At 52.6% G+C, this 18,781-nt stretch carries 18 protein-coding genes and 1 other annotated feature; of the genes, 3 read left to right on the top strand and 15 right to left on the bottom strand.

The genetic code is table 11. The features are described 5' to 3' along the window. Window positions 1-201 precede the first annotated feature (201 nt). From MKY59_RS06325 to MKY59_RS06290, 8 genes are all read right to left on the bottom strand, one after another. Window positions 202-1,428, bottom strand: a complete 1,227-nt coding sequence (locus MKY59_RS06325) for an MFS transporter (protein ID WP_339276610.1) — start codon at window positions 1,426-1,428, stop codon at window positions 202-204. Window positions 1,429-1,967: 539 nt separating this feature from the next. Next, window positions 1,968-3,599, bottom strand: a complete 1,632-nt coding sequence (gene groL / locus MKY59_RS06320; RefSeq protein ID WP_236415175.1) for a chaperonin GroEL — start codon at window positions 3,597-3,599, stop codon at window positions 1,968-1,970. Window positions 3,600-3,673: 74 nt separating this feature from the next. Further along, window positions 3,674-3,955 carry a co-chaperone GroES gene (groES, locus tag MKY59_RS06315; protein WP_236415176.1) on the bottom strand — a complete coding sequence of 94 codons (282 nt, stop codon included), beginning with the start codon at window positions 3,953-3,955 and terminating at the stop codon, window positions 3,674-3,676. 345 nt (window positions 3,956-4,300) lie between these two features. Then, window positions 4,301-5,086 carry a twin-arginine translocase subunit TatC gene (gene tatC / locus MKY59_RS06310; RefSeq protein ID WP_339276609.1) on the bottom strand — a complete coding sequence of 262 codons (786 nt, stop codon included), beginning with the start codon at window positions 5,084-5,086 and terminating at the stop codon, window positions 4,301-4,303. A 78-nt stretch (window positions 5,087-5,164) separates the two neighbouring features. After that, entirely contained in the window at window positions 5,165-5,413 is a 249-nt protein-coding gene (locus tag MKY59_RS06305) for a twin-arginine translocase TatA/TatE family subunit (protein WP_236415178.1), read from the bottom strand. Window positions 5,414-5,601: 188 nt separating this feature from the next. Further along, a complete protein-coding gene (locus tag MKY59_RS06300) occupies window positions 5,602-6,087 on the bottom strand; it encodes a MogA/MoaB family molybdenum cofactor biosynthesis protein (RefSeq protein ID WP_236415180.1) in 486 nt (161 codons plus the stop codon). A gap of 37 nt (window positions 6,088-6,124) precedes the next feature. Beyond that, a complete protein-coding gene (moaC, locus tag MKY59_RS06295) occupies window positions 6,125-6,625 on the bottom strand; it encodes a cyclic pyranopterin monophosphate synthase MoaC (protein WP_290371440.1) in 501 nt (166 codons plus the stop codon). 16 nt (window positions 6,626-6,641) lie between these two features. After that, a complete protein-coding gene (locus tag MKY59_RS06290) occupies window positions 6,642-7,265 on the bottom strand; it encodes a 5-formyltetrahydrofolate cyclo-ligase (RefSeq protein WP_236415182.1) in 624 nt (207 codons plus the stop codon). A 345-nt stretch (window positions 7,266-7,610) separates the two neighbouring features. Here MKY59_RS06290 and MKY59_RS06285 point away from each other — a divergent pair, with 345 nt between their 5' ends. Then, a complete protein-coding gene (locus MKY59_RS06285; RefSeq protein WP_339276608.1) occupies window positions 7,611-9,575 on the top strand; it encodes an ABC-F family ATP-binding cassette domain-containing protein in 1,965 nt (654 codons plus the stop codon). Between the two features lie 707 nt (window positions 9,576-10,282). Here MKY59_RS06285 and MKY59_RS06280 read toward each other — a convergent pair. The 7 genes from MKY59_RS06280 to MKY59_RS06250 all read right to left on the bottom strand — a co-directional run bounded on the left by MKY59_RS06280 (window position 10,283) and on the right by MKY59_RS06250 (window position 16,460). After that, a complete protein-coding gene (locus MKY59_RS06280) occupies window positions 10,283-11,839 on the bottom strand; it encodes a 2-isopropylmalate synthase (protein WP_339276606.1) in 1,557 nt (518 codons plus the stop codon). A 221-nt stretch (window positions 11,840-12,060) separates the two neighbouring features. Then, window positions 12,061-12,405: a binding site (T-box leader), on the bottom strand. Window positions 12,406-12,910: 505 nt separating this feature from the next. Continuing rightward, the gene (gene tsaD, locus MKY59_RS06275) at window positions 12,911-13,966 is read right to left on the bottom strand and encodes a tRNA (adenosine(37)-N6)-threonylcarbamoyltransferase complex transferase subunit TsaD (protein ID WP_236415189.1); all 1,056 of its coding nucleotides are present in this window, start codon (window positions 13,964-13,966) and stop codon (window positions 12,911-12,913) included. Then, complete coding sequence (gene rimI, locus MKY59_RS06270; protein ID WP_236415191.1) at window positions 13,966-14,481, bottom strand: ribosomal protein S18-alanine N-acetyltransferase; 516 nt, start codon at window positions 14,479-14,481, stop codon at window positions 13,966-13,968. The genes tsaD and rimI overlap by 1 nt, the downstream gene beginning before the upstream one ends. Window positions 14,482-14,495: 14 nt before the next feature. Next, window positions 14,496-15,347: a tRNA (adenosine(37)-N6)-threonylcarbamoyltransferase complex dimerization subunit type 1 TsaB gene (gene tsaB / locus MKY59_RS06265; RefSeq protein ID WP_339276604.1), complete on the bottom strand. Its 852-nt coding sequence runs from the start codon at window positions 15,345-15,347 to the stop codon at window positions 14,496-14,498. A 1-nt stretch (window position 15,348) separates the two neighbouring features. Continuing rightward, window positions 15,349-15,834, bottom strand: coding sequence for a tRNA (adenosine(37)-N6)-threonylcarbamoyltransferase complex ATPase subunit type 1 TsaE (gene tsaE, locus MKY59_RS06260; protein WP_339276603.1), 486 nt, complete (start codon window positions 15,832-15,834; stop codon window positions 15,349-15,351). A gap of 165 nt (window positions 15,835-15,999) precedes the next feature. Next, window positions 16,000-16,176 carry an H-type small acid-soluble spore protein gene (locus MKY59_RS06255; RefSeq protein WP_236415401.1) on the bottom strand — a complete coding sequence of 59 codons (177 nt, stop codon included), beginning with the start codon at window positions 16,174-16,176 and terminating at the stop codon, window positions 16,000-16,002. After that, entirely contained in the window at window positions 16,176-16,460 is a 285-nt protein-coding gene (locus MKY59_RS06250; RefSeq protein WP_236415195.1) for a hypothetical protein, read from the bottom strand. The genes MKY59_RS06255 and MKY59_RS06250 overlap by 1 nt, the downstream gene beginning before the upstream one ends. Window positions 16,461-16,617: 157 nt before the next feature. Between MKY59_RS06250 and MKY59_RS06245 the strand changes: the two genes are divergently transcribed. Together MKY59_RS06245 and MKY59_RS06240 are read left to right on the top strand one after the other, a co-directional pair. Then, window positions 16,618-17,535 (top strand): Ku protein, encoded by a 918-nt coding sequence (locus tag MKY59_RS06245; protein ID WP_236415196.1) that lies wholly within the window; start codon window positions 16,618-16,620, stop codon window positions 17,533-17,535. Between the two features lie 326 nt (window positions 17,536-17,861). Next, window positions 17,862-18,728: a VOC family protein gene (locus MKY59_RS06240; RefSeq protein WP_236415197.1), complete on the top strand. Its 867-nt coding sequence runs from the start codon at window positions 17,862-17,864 to the stop codon at window positions 18,726-18,728. Window positions 18,729-18,781 lie beyond the last annotated feature (53 nt).

Here is an 18,781-nt window from a genome sequence, read left to right as displayed (position 1 = left end):
TTGGATCAAAAAAGAGGGGAGATGTGATCCATAGAACACACCAATTAGCACCATACTAGCTGTTATGATTCTTTTGCGTTAATCAATGCATTCATTATTGTTACCCCCTTCTGAATTCACAGTTTTCTTGTTCGCAGGATCGCCTGTGATTTAGGAAGGGAGGACTATATGAAGAAGTAGCTATGCATGTATCTCATCGTATTAGTCCCTTTCAGCTTTTTTGTCTAATTCTCGGATGGAGGGAAGAGATGCACATAGTATGGCAATTCCGATGATGACAACCCCCGATAACAGAAACCACATGTTAATGCCAACTCGATCCGCGAAAATACCGGACACGATCAATCCGATCGGCATGGCAAAGGATACTAGGCTACCCAGCAGGCCAAATACCCGCCCTAAATACTCAGGTTGAATCTTCTCCTGTATGAGCGCCATCTGTACACCGTTATAGAACGGACTGGATAAGCCCATCAAGACACTGCATAGAACAAAAACGAGATAGCCATTGATCGGCAATAGGCCAGAAATGAATAAGGCACTCCCCATTAATGAAATGGAAAACACGATGCTCAGCGCACGGTTTTTGAATCCGCCCCATGCCCCAAGCAACAAGCCGCCTACCAGCATGCCTGCTGCGAAGGCGATTTCCACAATAGAAGCATGGGTGGCCGTGCCTTTGAAATAGCTCATGCTCATTAATGGGAACAAGGCATTGATTGGCATAAAGACAAATGCATACAGCGCACCGATCCAAAGCAATGCGAATAATCCCTTCGATTCTCTTAGTACACGATAGCCATCTTTGACTTCTTCAAAAAAGTTGCTTGTGGCACTTTCTGCTTGCAGCTTTTGATTAGGTATAGTCACGACCGCCACCGTGGTGCAAGCGATCAATGCACCCAACACATCGATGAGAATAATGGCATTCAGCTCCCATGTCGAATATAGAAAAGCTCCGATTGCAGGGCTGATAATATAGCTTGCCGACTGTACCGATTGGCTGTATCCCGCGCACTTCGTCAGTTGATCCTCTGGAACCAACAACGGCGTCACTGCACTCAAAGCAGGTGTGTGAAATGCGGTACCAATACTACGAATTAATAAGACGAGCATTACTACCCATATTGGTAGCTCGATTGTAAGTGCGACCACTGCCAAGGCCACACCTGCGGCAGCAACCATAAGGTCTGCTCCGATCATGACCAGCTTTCGATTCCAACGGTCAACCAATACTCCGATCATGGTACCCAAGATAGCTTGAGGCAAAAACCCTACCATAGTTGCAATAGCGAGCACCATTGCAGATCCTGTCGTGTCTGTAAGATACCAAATAATTGCCATTTGCAGGGCGGCGCTTGTAATGAGTGAAATGGCCTGGCCGGCCCATATCGTAAAGAAACTACGTTTCCATCTTTGTGTATTCATATTCATTCTCCCTGTATCTTTTATTGGTTATTTGTTTTCGGCAATAAAAAATACAGATCCAAACCACTATGCGGGCTTAGATCTGCATTCATCACGAATTAGGACACGGCGATACAAGGCATAGCCAAAATAAGCTATCCAGATCGTAATCTATGTCTCACCATACGTAAAAATAAGCAGCTCAAAAAAAGCCCACAATTGTGTGGAAGAAAAATCCGCTTTTTTATTGCCAGCTTATCGAATACGCATGGAATGTGTCATAGATAACGTGCCTCCTCTTATTTAATGAGTTGAATGTTACCATGGAGTTCTTTAGATGTCAACCTAAACAGATTTTGTCCCTTTTGTCGCAGAGGGAGCATCTCTTCCGACTGATGCATTAAGATCAAAGCCGGAAATATTATCCATAAAAACCCTCTAAAAATAAAAGGCACCATAGAGTAGATATCTACTCTATGGTGCCTTTTATTTAACACAATATGGGCAATCAGGGTTATCCTGAGGAGAAATCCTTGCTACGCAAGGGTTCAGTCCTCATGTTACATCATGCCGCCCATTCCGCCCATGCCGCCCATGTCAGGAGCACCGGCAGCGCCAGCTGGTTCTGGCTTGTCAGCGATCACCGCTTCTGTCGTCAAGAACATAGCCGCTACGGATGCAGCGTTTTGCAGTGCGGAACGAGTAACCTTCGCAGGGTCAACGATACCTGCTTCGATCATGTTCACCCACTCGCCAGTTGCCGCGTTGTAACCTACGCCAACTTGCTCTTTTTTCAGACGCTCAACGATGACGGAACCTTCTTCGCCAGCGTTCGCAGCGATTGTACGGATTGGCGCTTCCAGTGCTTTCAGCACGATGTTTACGCCGGTTTGCTCGTCGCCGGACAGGCTTACTGCCGCAACCGCATTGTATACGTTCAGGAGCGCAGTACCACCACCGGATACGATCCCTTCTTCAACCGCAGCGCGAGTTGCGTTCAGGGCATCTTCGATGCGCAGTTTGCGTTCTTTCAATTCTGTTTCAGTAGCCGCACCAACTTTGATTACTGCTACGCCGCCGGACAGTTTAGCCAGACGCTCTTGCAGTTTCTCTTTGTCGAACTCGGAAGTGGTTTCTTCCAGTTGCGTACGGATTTGGCTCACGCGTGCATCGATGTCCGCTTTGTTACCAGCGCCATCAACAACGATTGTGTTTTCTTTCGTTACGCGGATTTGACGAGCTGTACCCAGTTGATCCACCGAAGCGGTTTTCAGGTCCAGACCCAGTTCTTCCGTGATCACTTGACCGCCAGTCAGAGCTGCGATATCTTGCAGCATGGCTTTACGACGGTCACCAAAGCCAGGAGCTTTAACGGCAACCGCGTTGAATGTTCCACGCAGTTTGTTCACCACCAGCATCGCCAACGCTTCGCCTTCGATGTCTTCAGCGATCAGAACGAGCGGTTTGCCTTGTTGAACGATTTTCTCGAGCAATGGCAGGATGTCCTGTGTGCTGGAGATTTTTTTGTCCGTGATCAGGATGTACGGGTTATCCAAAACAGCTTCCATTTTGTCCGTATCTGTGATCATGTAAGGGGAGATGTAACCGCGGTCGAATTGCATACCTTCAACCACTTCCAGCTCTGTCGCGAATCCGCGGGACTCTTCAACAGTGATAACGCCGTCTTTGCCCACTTTTTCCATCGCTTCGGCGATCAGTTCGCCAACTTCTTCGTCAGCAGCGGAGATCGCAGCAACTTGAGCAATGGATTGTTTGCCTTCAACCGGTTTGGAGATGGATTGCAGTTCGGCAACAGCCGCTTTAACCGCTTTGTCGATCCCTTTGCGGATACCGATCGGGCTGGCGCCAGCAGTTACGTTTTTCAGACCTTCTGTGATCAGCGCTTGAGCCAATACAGTTGCAGTCGTCGTACCGTCACCGGCAACGTCGTTTGTTTTGGTTGCTACTTCTTTAACCAGTTGAGCACCCATGTTTTCGAATGCGTCTTCCAGTTCGATTTCTTTTGCGATCGTTACGCCGTCATTGGTGATGAGCGGGCTTCCGAATTTTTTCTCCAGAACCACGTTACGGCCTTTAGGACCGAGGGTTACTTTCACTGCGTTAGCCAATGCATCCACACCACGAAGCATGGAGCGACGAGCGTCTTCACTGAATTTAATGTCTTTAGCCATGTTAAGAAAACCTCCCTAGTATATGTTTTGATCTTGTCATGCTATATTGATCGGTGATCCGATTACATTATGAATTAGTCGAGAATCGCGTGGATATCGCTCTCTTTCATAATCAAATATTCTTTACCTTCGTATTTGATCTCTGTTCCGGCATATTTGGAGAAGATTACGCGATCTCCTTCTTTTACTTCCAGAGCTACGCGCACTCCGTCTTTCAACGCACCGGAACCAACAGCGATTACTTTACCCTCTTGCGGTTTTTCCTTCGCGGAGTCCGGAAGTACGATCCCGAAAGAAGTCGTTTGCTCTTGCTCCAATGGTTCTACCAATACGCGTTCACCTAAAGGTCTGATCATGAAAAATAGCCTCCTTTTGAAATTATATAAGGTTCTTCATAGGTTGTAGCCATATGTATTAGCACTCGACAGTGTTTAGTGCTAACAACCAACTTTATGATACTCAACTTGCCGACTGATTTCAAGTCCTTTTCATGAAATCAATCGAACTTTTACAAAGACCGGCATCTGCGCACTGCATACTGTAGGGCGCTGGTATACCAACTTGTCCGCAAAAGAAACATGGCGTAAAAAGCACTTCACCATTGTATCCATCCACCAAACAAAATATGCCAGTTTGTCCTGTAACCACATTTTATAATAGACTTCACCCCGAGTTCAAATCACGCAAAAGGCACAAGCCATTCATTGGCCTGCGCCCTCGGCATTCCCTGCGCGAACGTAACGCGACTCTGCCGCTTCGTCGGCCGCAAGCTGCCTGCGGTAAACGATGGAAGACAGAAACACGCTGAATTCGTACAACAACAAAAGCGGAATCATGACCAGCAGATCGGAAATGAAATCCGGCGGCGTCACGGCTACCGCAATAAAAATGAGCACGAAATAAGATACTTTGCGCATCCTGCGCAGCCGATATGGATTCAGGATCCGCAGTCCTGTAAGGAACATGATCAGCAGCGGCAGCTCGAACAGCAACGATACCGGCAATACGATGCCGAACAGGAAGCTGAAATACTGTTTCATGCCGTAGGTTTCCACTAACCCCATTTTTTCCGTGATCGAGGAAGTAAATGCGAGCGCCATCGGGAATACGACGTAATACGCAAAGGCCAGTCCCACCAGAAACAATATGAGCACATAGGGGATGTATTTCAGCGTGGCCTTGCGTTCAACGGGTCGAAGCCCTGGACTGACAAATTTCCAGATCTGGTACACCGTAAAAGGAAGCGTAATCACAAGCGAAAACAGCCCGGCGATTTTCATGTAAATGCCGATTCCGTCCCAGAACGAAAAGGCATGCAGCACGAAGCCCTGAGCCGACTCCGCCTTCGTTAAATAACGATACGCCGGGTCGGCAACGAAAAATCCGGCCACCAGACCAAGCATAAATATGCCAAGCACGTAAATCAGCCGCCTGCGCAGCTCGCCCAAATGCTCACCCATGGTCATTTCTTGCTTCTGCCTCGTCATGTCCGTCCCCCTTTGCAGCCAGCTTAAAGTACAAAACCCTTCCTGCCGGAAGGGATTTCTCGTTCAAGTCCTCAGGTACTACTCCGGCAGGCGCTGCTGACCAGTTTTCTCGGGAGCGGCGCTATCGGAAGCAACCGGCTTCGCCTTCTCTGGCTCCTTATGCTTGTTCGATTCATCGTCGGAGATGATGTCGCGCGCACCCTCTTTGAACTCGCGGAATGTTCGTCCTACCGCGCGTCCCAATTCCGGCAGCTTGTTCGGTCCAAACAACAGCAGCGCAATGACAGCAAGCAAAATAAATCCCGTCGGTCCAATGGAACTTAACATGGTCATTCCTCCTCCATTCAGGTTCGGATTGTTACATTTAGTAGTTGACCAGATTGCGAACGTTCTATGGCATTGCTGCCAATTACCCCCATCATATCACAATGTAACCACTTACATAACCCATTAAATGCAGGAAAGAGTTCTCGGAAAAGCATTTTTTAACATCCACGTTTGGAGTTCATGCACGATTATTGCCGGAATTGTCCCGTGACCATCAACAACGCCTCGGGAAGCTGGTCCATGATTGCTGCCAGATGTTCATGCACGCCCTTCGGCGTTCCTGGAAGGTTCACAATTAACGTGCGTCCGCGAATGCCGCACACGCCCCGAAACAGCATGGCTGACCGATTTTTTTTCATGACCGAATATCGCATCGCTTCAGCCATGCCAGGCACCTCGCGTTCGATCACACGCCTTGTCGCTTCGGGGGTAATGTCGCGAATGGCAAGCTCCGTGCCGCCGGTGGTCAACACCAGATCGGCATGGAAATAATCCGTCATCTCAATCAGCGCCGCGATAATCTCATCAGGTTCATCAGGAACGATGCGGTATTCCACGATTTCCCCGCCCAGTTCCTCCTCCACAAGCTCCCGGATAACCTGAGCGCTAGTATCTTCGCGCTCTCCGCGGGCTCCCTTGTCGCTGGCTGTCAGGATTGCTGTTCTCCACACCATATAGATCCCCCTTCTCCTCTATGAAAATAATTTTTCCTTATCGGCTGAAATCCCCGTTTTTGCCTCCGGTCTTGGACTTCAGCATCGTCGGGCCGATAATCATATCTTTTTGCAACGCTTTGCACATGTCATAGATCGTCAATGCCGCAGCCGAGGCGGCAGTAAGTGCCTCCATCTCGACGCCGGTTTTGCCTTCGGTCTTGACGACGGCTTCGATATGCAGTTCATCCACGCCGTTGTCCCGGAAACGAATGTCAACCCCGGTAAGGGCCAGCGGATGGCACATCGGTATCCAGTCCGACGTTTTCTTTGCACCCTGAATGCCGGCAATCTGAGCCACCGCAAGAACGTCTCCTTTGCCGATGCGTCCAGCGCGAATCGCTTCCAATGTGGCGGGGTTCATCGTCACCTTGGAGACGGCAACTGCCGTCCGCACCGTAATTTCTTTCGCCGAAACGTCGACCATTCGGGCACGCCCCTGTTCATTAAAATGGGTCAGCTGCCCTTCGGCGCCTCCACGAGCCGAATCTGAATTCAATGCGATCACAACCTTTTTATTCGATATGTACGACCCCTTCTGCCATGATCAGCAGATCGAGCCGCAAGTCAAGCGGCTCCATCGGAATTTCGTCCTGCAATTGACCGGGAAGCACGAATCCGGCCAGCAGCGGCCGTTTGCCGGCCGCCGCGCTTTGGGCCGAGAGCATGGCAGCGAAACGGTCATAGTAACCGCCGCCATAACCGATGCGCCCTCCCTGACGATCATACCCCAGTCCGGGCACGACGATAAAATCAATATCCGGCCACTGTTCGGGCGGATAAATCCCGCATTCCTCGTTCGGTTCGGGAATGCCCCATACTCCGGGCTCGATGTCCTGCATTCCCTCTACCTTGCGCAGTTCCATCCGCTGCGGGTTCGCCTGCACCTTCGGCGCAAGCATGAGATCGCCGCGCTTCCATCCCTCTTCAAACAGGAATGCCGTAGACGCCTCGCTCCGATATGACAAATAACTGAACACGATCAGCTTGTCCTTTTCCCGGCGAAGACGTTCGAGTTCTCTCAGGGTCCATTCTTCAATTCCGGCCATAGCCCGGCGCCGAATGGAATCGTCCAACAGGTCTCGGCTCTTTCTGAGCCTTGAACGAAGCTCGTTCTTTTGCTGCGTCTGATCCTGCATGTCCCTGAAATACCCCCTGTTTGATCACATGAAAGCGGCTCTTGAATCCAAGCAAAACATGTATATGCGTCATGACATGCTGTCATCTTGTTGAATATTTTGAAGTTACTCATTTATTTTCTGCAAAAATTCTGCAAAACCATCATCGTTTAACATGCCTTGTTTCAGTTTATCATTGATTGACCAAAAAGACTACACGCCCGGCCGTTGTCAATCAGTGCATTTGTTCTGTTTTTCATGTAAACTGGAAAGCAGTTGCCTAAGAAGCTGCGAAGAAATTAGAGGTACTTTATTTCGTCGCAGTCTCTAATCAAGAACTGGAACGTAATGGAGGAACTATAACCTATGCTGCTTCAAGTATCCGGAATTGTTAAACGTTATGGTGTCGATCCGATTCTGGACGGCGTAAACCTGCAAATATTGGAACGCGAACGCATCGGACTCGTCGGAGTGAACGGTGCGGGCAAATCGACTTTGCTCAAAATCATCGCCGGAGAAATGTCCTATGACGAAGGGCAAATTTTCCGGTCCAAGGAAACGACGCTCGGTTATCTCGCCCAAAATAGCGGCCTGCAATCCGAACGCACCATCTGGGAAGAAATGATCAACGTATTCGCCCACCTGACGCAGGCGGAGGCAGAACTGAGACAGATGGAGCTGGATATTGCAGACCCGGCCCAAATGGAGGACGAAAAAAAATACGCCGACCTGCTCGAGCGCTACGCCCGCAAATCCGACTGGTTCAAAGACCAGGGCGGTTACGCGATGGAAACGCGCATCCGCAGCATTCTGCACGGCATGGGATTCGGCGAATTTTCGCCGGACACCCCGATCTCGACGCTGAGCGGCGGGCAAAAAACGAGACTGGCGCTGGCCCGCATTTTGCTGCAGGCCCCGGATCTGCTCATGTTGGATGAGCCGACCAACTATCTCGATATTCCAACGCTCACCTGGCTGGAAGATTATTTGCGCGGTTATTCGGGCGCTCTGCTCGTTGTTTCCCATGACCGCTACTTCCTGGACCGTCTCGTCACGAATATCGTTGAAATCGAGCGCCACCGCTCCAAAAAATATACGGGCAACTACAGCCGCTACATGGAGCTGAAGGCCGCCGAATATGAAAGCCAAATGAAACAATACGAGAAACAACAAGACGAGATCGCCAAATTGGAGGATTTCGTCCAGAAAAACATCGTGCGTGCTTCCACGACCAAACGCGCCCAAAGCCGCCGCAAGGCGCTCGAAAAGATGGAAAGGCTGGACAAGCCGATGGGCGAGTTGAAAAAAGCCCACTTTTCTTTCGAGACAGCGGTCATGTCCGGCAAGGAGGTGCTGCAAGTCGATGGACTTTCGGCGGCGTATGACGAAGCCTCTCCGCTGTTCCGCAACGTATCGTTTGATCTTCGCCGCGGCGAAACGGTCGCCCTGATCGGGCCGAACGGCATCGGGAAATCCACGATGCTGAAGTGCCTCACCGGCAGCTTGCGCCCGGTTAGCGGCAAGATCAACTGGGGGACCAAGGTTCAGATCGGCTATTACGATCAGGAACAGACCGGCCTTACTCCAACCAATACGGTACTGGAGGAAGTATGGAGCGCGTACCCGCACATGGAGGAATCCCGAATCCGGACGGTGCTGGGCAACTTTTTGTTCAGCGGCGACGACGTGCTTAAGCGGATTTCTTCGCTCAGCGGCGGGGAAAAGGCTCGCGTTTCCCTGTCCAAGCTCATGCTCAAGGAAGCCAACATGCTCATTCTCGACGAACCGACGAACCATTTGGACTTGTTTAGTAAAGAGGTACTGGAATCTGCCCTTATCGATTACGAAGGAACACTGCTGTTCATTTCCCATGACCGTTACTTCCTGAACAAAATGGCGGAACGGATCGTGGAGCTGCATCCAAACGGAACGGAGCATTATCTGGGCAATTACGACGATTACGTCGAGAAAAAACAGGAACTGGAGGACATTGCCCGCGAAGCTGCGGAGGCGCAGTCGGCGCAAGCGTCCGCCAGAAAGGCCTCCCGTCCAGAATCTCGCGCAGCCGTTTCCGAAGATTCGGGCGCCGCTTCCTTTGAAGCCGGCAAACAGGCGAAACGCGAGGAGCGAAACCGCCAGCGCAAACAAGAAGCACTGGAAAAACAGATCACCGAGCTGGAAACGGAAATCGCCGGACTCGAGGCTGAGATGGCTTTACCAGAAGTGTATCAGGATTATATGAAGCTGCAGGAGCTTCAGGCCAGAACCGATGATCTCAAAACACAACTCGCCGAAGCCTATGAAGAGTGGGAAGCTCTGGCAATGGAATAGGCATATTATCCCTAGAAGAACCCTAAGGATATCGGCGGCCCAACCTGCCGGTCCGGTCGGGAATGCATCCGGCGAATCTCCATGATACGCATTACCCAAAAAAGCTGATTCCTTTGCGGAGTCAGCTTTTTGAATTTACGATATGAAGCCGCCAAAACATTTGGGGAATTCCGTTGTCCGAAACCATCGAATCCTGGAATATTTTTTTCAGCGAATAACCGACGATTTATCCACAAACCCTCCGTCTACAAACCATACGTCATTTTGCAGGAAAATGGCTGCACACTTAGCTTAATCGCACAAAACCCATATTTATCCACCGACTTATCCACGTTATCCACATCGTTGTGGACAATTCACTCCTTAAATATCCCCTAAAACCTTTTAGTTTCGAAAACAAGACAGGGAAGGTTTCAACAGGATTATCCACAAAATTCACTGAATATGTGCATAACTATAATCACATCTTGACATTTATCATTTCAGCTCACATCCGTTTCCTTCCGCTGAAAAAGACTAAATAGAACGACATATCAGAGATAAGCATGATTTGTGCGGAACGCCTCACTCTTTTCGATGCCAAATTACGCCTTATTTTCCGCATGCATTTACTATACGAGGAACGTACCCGAAAAAAAGAAAGGCAAAGCCATCAAGCCGGCTTTGCCTCGGATTGCTTCTTCCCCAGTGAATCTAGAACCTAGAACCTATGCATGCACGGTTTGTGCATTTTCCATGGATTCCGCCTTCAAACCGGCTGCGTTGCATGCCGCGACATACGCAAGGCCAGCCGCCATTACGATATCCTGATGCGTCGCCGTTCCCTTGAACTCGCGTCCGGCGCGCTCCACGGTAATTACAGCTTCTCCTGTAGCACCGGCGCCTCCGCTGAGAGCTTGGATTTCCATGTCCACAAAGGAGATATCCTCGGCAATACTCTGACTGATCGCCTTGATCGCCGCATCCACGGGACCGCCACCGATGGCGGAATACGTCTGTTCCCCGGCACTGGTGCGAATGCGCACTGCTGCTACCCGGTCGGTCATACTGCCCGCCGTTACTTGAAGCTCCAGCAATTCGTAATCCTGGGCCGGAATGTTCATCGTTTGGCTGACCATTTGCAGCAGCTGATCATCGCTTACTACCTTTTGTTGATCCGCCGTTTCCTTAAACACTTCATACAGACGTTCCAACTGCTGCTCATCCGGTTCGAAACCGTATTTTCGGACGCGATCCTTCAAGGCATGACGCCCGGAGTGCTTGCCAAGAATAATCATGCTGCGCGGAATGCCCAACGCTTCCGGATCCATGATTTCATACGTATTGCGGTTTTTCAGCAGGCCGTCCTGATGAATGCCAGACTCATGCTGAAAAGCGTTGCGTCCCACGACCGGTTTGTTGTAAGCAATCGGAAAATGCATTGCACGACTGATCTGGCGCGAAGTCTCATAAAGCTGGTTCAGTTTGATGTTCGTCGTCGCCCCAATGGCGTCGCCGCGCGTTTCCAATGCCATAATCAGTTCCTCAAGCGCCGTATTGCCCGTCCGCTCGCCCACGCCGTTAATCGTCACTTCGATCTGGGAGGCCCCGTTGGCGATTGCTGCCAAGCTGTTGGCTACGGCCAGTCCGAGATCGTTGTGACAATGCGCACTGTATCGCACCCGATCGCCGCCTCTGGCCCCTTCACGCACGCGGCGAAACATCTCTCCGTACTCATGTGGCAGCGCATATCCCACAGTATCTGGCAGGTTAATAATGCTTGCCCCGGCTTCAATCGCGACCTCGACCATTTCGATCAGGTCATCGATTTTGGTGCGCGCGGCATCCATGGCCGTGAACTCTACCACGTCCGTGAATTGACGGGCATAGGCGACCATTTCCCTTGCCGTTGCAACCACTTCGCTCCGCGGGCGGCGCAGTTGATGCTCGATATGGATATCGGAAGAGGAAATGAACAGGTGAATCCGACGTTTAGCCGCATCTGCAGTCGCTTTGACGGCTGCATCAATGTCCTGCTTCACCGCGCGGGCAAATCCACAAATTTCAACCTGCTGCAATTGGCGGGAGATCGCCTGCACCGCCGCGAACTCGCCCGGACTCGAAATCGGAAATCCAGGCTCAATGACATCAATGCCGAGTGCAGCCAGCTGGTGTGCCAGCTCAATCTTCTGTTCAGGCTGGAGACTCGCTCCCGGCGCCTGTTCCCCGTCGCGCAGCGTTGTATCAAAAATTTCGATCATCCGTTTATGCTGTGGTGTTGTCATCGTCCACATCCTCCATCGATAGTTAATTGACCGGTGCCGTTCCCGGCGACCCGGCGCCTGTTCGTTTATTGCCGATTCACTCTACTACCTTTATGCCGAAACGCACGTCGACTTGCGTTTCGATTATTCCTTCCATCCTGCCATGGCTTAACCTTCTAACTCCTTAAATTGCGCCCACCCCTGCTGCCGGCAGCAAATACAAATAACCCGCCATCTCTTCTAGAAGAGACGGCGGGTTATTCTCCCTCCGCGGTACCACTCTTGTTTGATGTTCAGGAAATCCCCGAAGCATCCACCTCGCGTCCCGGTCATGCCCGCACTTGCAGCAGCGCAACTCCGCTGCCAATCCAAGCGCTAGCCTGACCGAAAACCACCCTGTAACGGGGGTTAGCCGTTGCCATGTACCCTATGGTTCCTGCTGCCCGATCAGTTTCGGAGGCAACCTGTTCCATGATTCCACGGCTCTGTTCCCGGGCGAGATTCGCACGATTCGGCGACTGCGTTGCACCACCCCGCAGCTCTCTGTACACCACCCTCGTCCTACTGCTCCCGTTCATTACCTTTATCGTTATTCGTTTCCACATGAATTGCGTTTCGCATCGTTATAAGTAACAAAAAAAGCCTGCCATCTCATTCAAGAGACGACAGGCTGTTCACCCATACGCGGTACCACTCTTGTTGATTTCCGTGCCATCAGCCCGTTACCGCGTATGCGTCCACACGCCATAACTATGCCGAGACTGCGAAAATCCACCTCAGTGCTGCTAAAGCGTTCATGTACCAGAATATCATTGCATTCGGCATGAACCTTCAACAACGGCCCCATCACGGAGGCAACCCGTAACGATGTACTGGACAAGCGAGCAACATCACACATTGCAAACACTTCCCGACTTCCATCATTCCGCTTCCAGGCGAGCTTCAGGCTTCCATCGACTGCGTTGCACCAACCCGCAGTTCTCTTGATCCCGGAATATCCCTAATGATCCTGTTCATTGCGTTTCCCTGTTTAAATTTGGTTTTAATATACATGCTTTGCAAGCAGGTGTCAACCCGCAAAGTCCAAAAAGCTTAAACGGCGCGGACCGACCATGCCTCCAACGAAAGGCCCGGATCGGCCTTGGCATCGTAGTTCATGTCCTCTCCGCGTTTGAATTTCAGATAAGCGGCAGCTCCGATCATCGCCGCATTATCCGTGCAATATTCCATCGGCGGAATAAGGAGCTGAAGGCCCTCCTTGGCACAGCGCTCCTGCAGCGCAGTACGCAAACCACGGTTGGCAGCCACGCCGCCGCACAGCAGCAATTGACGGGAACCGTACTGATGCACGGCCCGCACCGCTTTTTCTACCAGCACCTCAACGACGGCCTCCTGGAACCCTCGCGCCACTGCGGCAGGCTCCAGCGTCTCGCCTCGCATTTTGGCCTGGTTGAGCGCATTAAGCACGGCCGATTTCAGCCCGCTCAGGCTGAAGTCGTACGAGTCGGCTTCCAGCCAAACCCGCGGCAGCGGCACGGCTTCATGCGCCTCATGGGCCATCCGGTCCACATGCGGTCCGCCGGGATAGGGACAACCCAGGGCACGGGCCACTTTGTCATAGGCCTCCCCTACCGCGTCGTCACGCGTGCGCCCGATCAGTTTGAAGCTGCCTTCGGATTCCAGATGCACCAGTTCGGTATGACCGCCGGATACCACCAAAGCCATGGCCGGGTATTGCAGCTCCTGCGTCAGCCGGTTGGCGTAGATGTGCCCGGCGATGTGATGCGTGCCGATCAGCGGTTTGCCCAGAGCCATCGCCAGCGTTTTCGCCGCAATGATGCCCACCAGCAAAGCGCCTACGAGACCCGGACCCTGCGTAACCGCAATCGCGCTCAAATCCTGTGGACGGATGCCTGATTTCTCAATCGCTTCCTGCATCATCAGCGTAATGACTTCCACATGTTTGCGGGAAGCGACCTCAGGCACCACGCCGCCAAATGCCTTATGGGTTTCGATCTGGCTCGAGATCAGGTTGGACAACACTTCACATCCATCCTTGACCACCGCTACGGACGTTTCGTCGCAGCTTGTCTCGACCGCAAGAATGTAGGCCGGGGCCGAGAGTTGACTTTCATTGTGTTCGCTCATTAATCCGTTACGCTTCCTTCCTCTTCATCGCGGTCCACGGGCGGCAGATTGGCCCACATGATCATCGCATCCTCCTGGTTGTCGGAATAATATCCTTTGCGAAGACCTGCGGATTCAAATCCTTTTTTGGCATACAGGTTCTGGGCAACATGGTTCGAAACCCTGACTTCCAGCGTGATTCGCTCCATGCCGAGATATGCGGCCGTTCTCATCAGTTCGTCCAGCAGCCGTTCTCCCAGCCCGCGTCCCCGGTATGCCTTGCGGACGGCAATGTTGGTAATATGGGCCTCATCCATAATCGTCCACATGCCGGCGTATCCGATCGGAGCGCCTTCATATTCCATGATCATATATTTGGCAAATTGGTTATGCGTCAATTCATTGCGGAATGCTTCTTCCGTCCACGGCAAGGTGAACGCTTCGTGCTCGATGACCATTACGCCCGGAATGTCGTCCATGGTCATCAGCCTGAACTGCAGCCCTTCATCCGGTTGCTGCCCCTCCAGCCTGTCCATTCGCAAGCCCTCCTTCAACCTTTGCGCAGCAGGTTGGCTTCCGCCTCTGCCAGCTGGGTGTAGTTCGGCACCAGCGCATGCACGTCGTCATGCTGGCCTGCAAGCAGCGCGGCAGCGCCGAGGCGCCCGATCCAACGGCCCTCCAGCTCATAAGGCACGAGCTGGATCGCCGTCCCGGCCGGGCAGCGAAGCCCCGCCGCTGCCTCTGCATGCGGCCCCGTCTCGCCGACGAACCAGACGGCGACGGGCCGCTCCTCGGGCGCCGCCTCCGCGATGCGGGCGGCGAGCGTTTCCAGCCATCCGTCCATCTTGCGGATGGCATCCTGCTCCAGGCGCCGGGGCGCAGCGCTTCCGGCGCCGGCGAACAGCGCGGTGTAGGCCTGGCCGCGCCGCGCATCCACGAGCGGAACGATCCAGTGGACAGGGGCGGCACCTGTGCCGTCCTGGTCCGCGGATGGCGTTCCGCCAAGCCCTGCCGCTGCGGCATCCTCGGCCGCAGCTTCCGCCTTGGCGGCGAGGCCTGCGTGCCAGCCGCCCCAAGCGATCGCCTGAAGGCTGGACACCCCGGCAACGGGGATGTCCCAAGCCCAGGCAAGCGTCTTGGCCGCGGTCACCGCAATGCGGATGCCCGTGTACGAGCCTGGACCGATGCCTACGGCAATGCCGTCCAGCTCGCCCGTTCGGGTGCCGCTGGCCTGCAGCAGCTCTTCCATCACCGGCACCACATGCACCGAATGGTTGCGGTCTGCCCGTTCGTTTCGCTCCTCCAGCAGCGCTTCCTCTTCCATGACGGAAGCCGCCATCATTGCGGTGGACGTATCGAGAGCAAGAAACCGCCGCCCCCCTTTTTGCTGCAATTGTTCCATATTAACTGAACACTCCATTCTCTCTGAACTGCCTGCACAGGGCAGCGTAGGTTTCGCCGTATCCATCGAGCGTAATTTTGCGGTCTTCCGGACCTGTCGTCTCGATCTGGATATGCAAGTGCGCTTCCGGCAGCAGTTCGGGAATGATGCTCGCCCACTCCACCAGGCTTACGCCATTTCCGTAGAAATACTCGTCCAGTCCAAGCTCGTCCGCTTCCTCCAGCGATATCCGGTACACGTCCATATGATACAGGGGCAATCGGCCCTCGTATTCCTTGATCAACGTAAACGTGGGACTGTTCACCACGTCCTGCACGCCGAGATGCCATGCGAATTTTTGCGAAAACGCCGTTTTGCCCGCGCCCAGGTCGCCGTCCAGCGCAATCACCATTCCGGCGGTTGCCTGTCCTGCAATTGCGGACGCGAGCGCTTCGGTATCGGCAATGCCATGGGATTCGAACACCCACTGCTCATGCTTCAGATTCAATATACGCCCCACCTTTGGCGGTCCAAGCCGCCCGAGTTCACTTTGAAGACTATTATATCGGTCCCCTTCTTCCCCCGCAACACCGAAGGACCGACCAAGCCAAAGAACCGGTGCTTGACGGCACCGGCCCTTGAAATCATTGTATGCTTATGTGTCGCCCGATGTCTACTCTTTCAACCGATCAACCGAAACGGTGTGCGTATTCAGCGGATCGCTGCCGACCTGCACGGTCGCCATGCCGTTCGCTTCATCCACATGTTCGATCCAGACCGGCTCGCCATCCAAACTCACGGCAATGGTATCTTTGGAGTCGAAGATGGCTTTTGCTCGTTTGGCATCCATCATAATGGATCGTACTCTCCTTCCACATCATGGGGTTCGGGTGTCATGCTGTCCGTCGTGCTATCTCCGATATAACCGTTGTCTTCCGTAACTTGGCCGCCGCCCAGTCCTTCGTTCACCATCCGGTCTATGTCCAGCATGTAGGACTCGCGATCAAGCGGTTCGTCCGTGGACGTCACTGCCTCCCAGTTCACTTGGGTTCCTGCAACGCTATCTGTAGTTACTAGCGGGTACGGTGTAAAGGCGTATTTATGCGCACGTTCATCATCCCGTCGTTGATTCATAGGACACCTCCCTTGTCTTCATAGGCACAGCTTACGGCATGCACACTTATCATCCCCGAATGCAGCCCAAGCATACAAAAATCGTCGCCGCAGGGATGATCAAGCCCTTACATGCCCATACTGCTATTAAAAGTTTCTATCGGAAAGGGGCTGTCCCATGCATACCGTCTGGAAAGGGGCCATCAGCTTCGGGCTCGTGCACGTGCCTGTCAAAATGTTCTCGGCCACCGAGGACAAAGACATCTCCATGCGTTACATTCATAAAGTCTGCGGGAGTCCGCTCGCTTATGTCCGCAAATGTCCATCCTGTGAAGTCGAAGTCCAGTGGGAGGACATCACCAAAGGTTATGAATATGAAAAGGGAAAATTCGTGCTGTTCGAAAAAGAGGAGCTGGAGGCCTTGAATGACGCCTCGAACAGAACGATCACGATCATCGATTTCGTAGACCTCACCGAAATCGATCCGATTTATTTTCAAAAAACATACTATCTTTCCCCCGATCAGGCTGGAGGCAATGCCTATCAGCTTTTGATGAAAGCCATGCACGACACAGGCAAGATCGGCATTGCAAAGGTTTCCATCCGCTCCAAGAGCAGCCTGGCGGCCATTCGCGTGCTTGAGGACTGCCTCTCCATGGAAACCATCTTCTATCCGGATGAAATTCGCCCGGTTTCCCAGGTGCCGGGCCTGCCCGAGAACCAGAATGTCAACGAGAAGGAACTGACGATGGCCAAACTGTTGATCGAACAGCTTTCAACCCCGTTTGAGCCTGAAAAGTACACGGACGACTACCGCAATAAACTGGTGGAGCTGATCAATCACAAGGTTGCGGGCGAAGAAATCAAAATCGCTCCGGCCAAACCGGAGGCCAACGTCATGGATTTGATGGCTGCTTTGCAGGCAAGCATCGAAGCCGTCAAACCGATCCCGGCCGATCCCGGTACCGCGACAGCCAAACCAAAGAAACGGGCGCCAAAGAAAACCGCTGCGCAAGCGGCCGTCGGAAACGAAGAACCTGCGGCAACGCCCGCTGCCGGCAAACGCAAAAAAAGCGCAGCCAAACCGAAAACATAACTCGTCACACCCTGCCCTTCCATATCCTAACTTGCATCTCGTCCATTTTCGCCAATCCGGCCATATTGAGCCGGCTTTTTTTTCGTTCGTCGTTTTTGCCGGATGGCTAGGATCAGATATGGATTGACGAAAGTTTATTTATATTTTATATTAACTTATGAAAAGTAACTTATTTATCAATTTACAGCAAAATGGATTCGCAAGGCCTTTCTTCGCAGATCCGCCCTGAATAAACGTCGATCCATCATCCTTTCAACAACCGTACTTTGATCCATAATCATATGAATGCTGATGAAGCATCATTTATATTCCGAGGAGGTATCCCAATGACAACCGATTATCAAATTCCCGCATCGACACGACTCGGCGAGGTCAGCATCAGAATCAGCGATCTCGACCGTTCGATCCGGTTTTACACCGAAGTGGTCGGGCTGAAGCTGCTGGAACGGAACGACCGTGTCGCCACATTGACCGCTGACGGCCAAACCTCGCTGCTGCGGCTGGAGCAGCCTGCCGACGTAAGCATCACCCGCCCGAGGTCTTCTGCCGGCTTGTATCATTTCGCCATTTTGCTGCCTGACCGTCAATCGCTCGGTCTCGCTCTGCGCAACCTTGCTGCCCATGGCATCGAGATCGGACAAGGGGATCATCTGGTCAGCGAAGCGCTTTACATCTCCGACCCGGACAACAACGGGATTGAAATCTACGCGGATCGTCCTCGCGATACGTGGCAACGGGATGAGAAAAACAACTACATTATGGCAACCGACCCCGTTGACGTGGAAGGCCTGTTCGCCATTTCCGAAAATCTCCCTTGGAAGGGCCTTCCGGCGGGCACAGTGATCGGCCACGTGCATTTTCACGTGCGGAGCCTGCAGGATTCCGGCATTTTCTATATCGGATTGCTCGGGTTCGATATTACGAGTGGTTTCGGCGGCTCGGCACTGTTCGTGTCGGCAGGAGGATACCATCATCACCTTGGGTTGAACACGTGGGCGGGCGTCGGAGCGCCCGTCACGCCGATAAACGGAACAGGCATCGACTACTTCACGATCGTTTACGACGGAAAGGCCGAGCTTGATGCGGCCGTGCAGCATCTTCGTCAGGAAGGGGCCTCCGTGGAACAGGACGGGGCGATCTGGTGGACCGTCGATCCGCAAAACATTCGCATTCGCCTGACAGCAGCAAACTGAAATGATTGCCCGCCAACTCGGCTCCGCCCTCGACTCTAGCGCATAAACCTATA

Origin of the sequence: Paenibacillus sp. FSL W8-0426, assembly GCF_037969725.1 — a bacterium.
Lineage (GTDB): Bacteria > Bacillota > Bacilli > Paenibacillales > Paenibacillaceae > Paenibacillus > Paenibacillus hubeiensis.
Note: the sequence above shows the minus strand (reverse complement) of the source record. Positions and strands in the feature narration are given on the sequence as shown.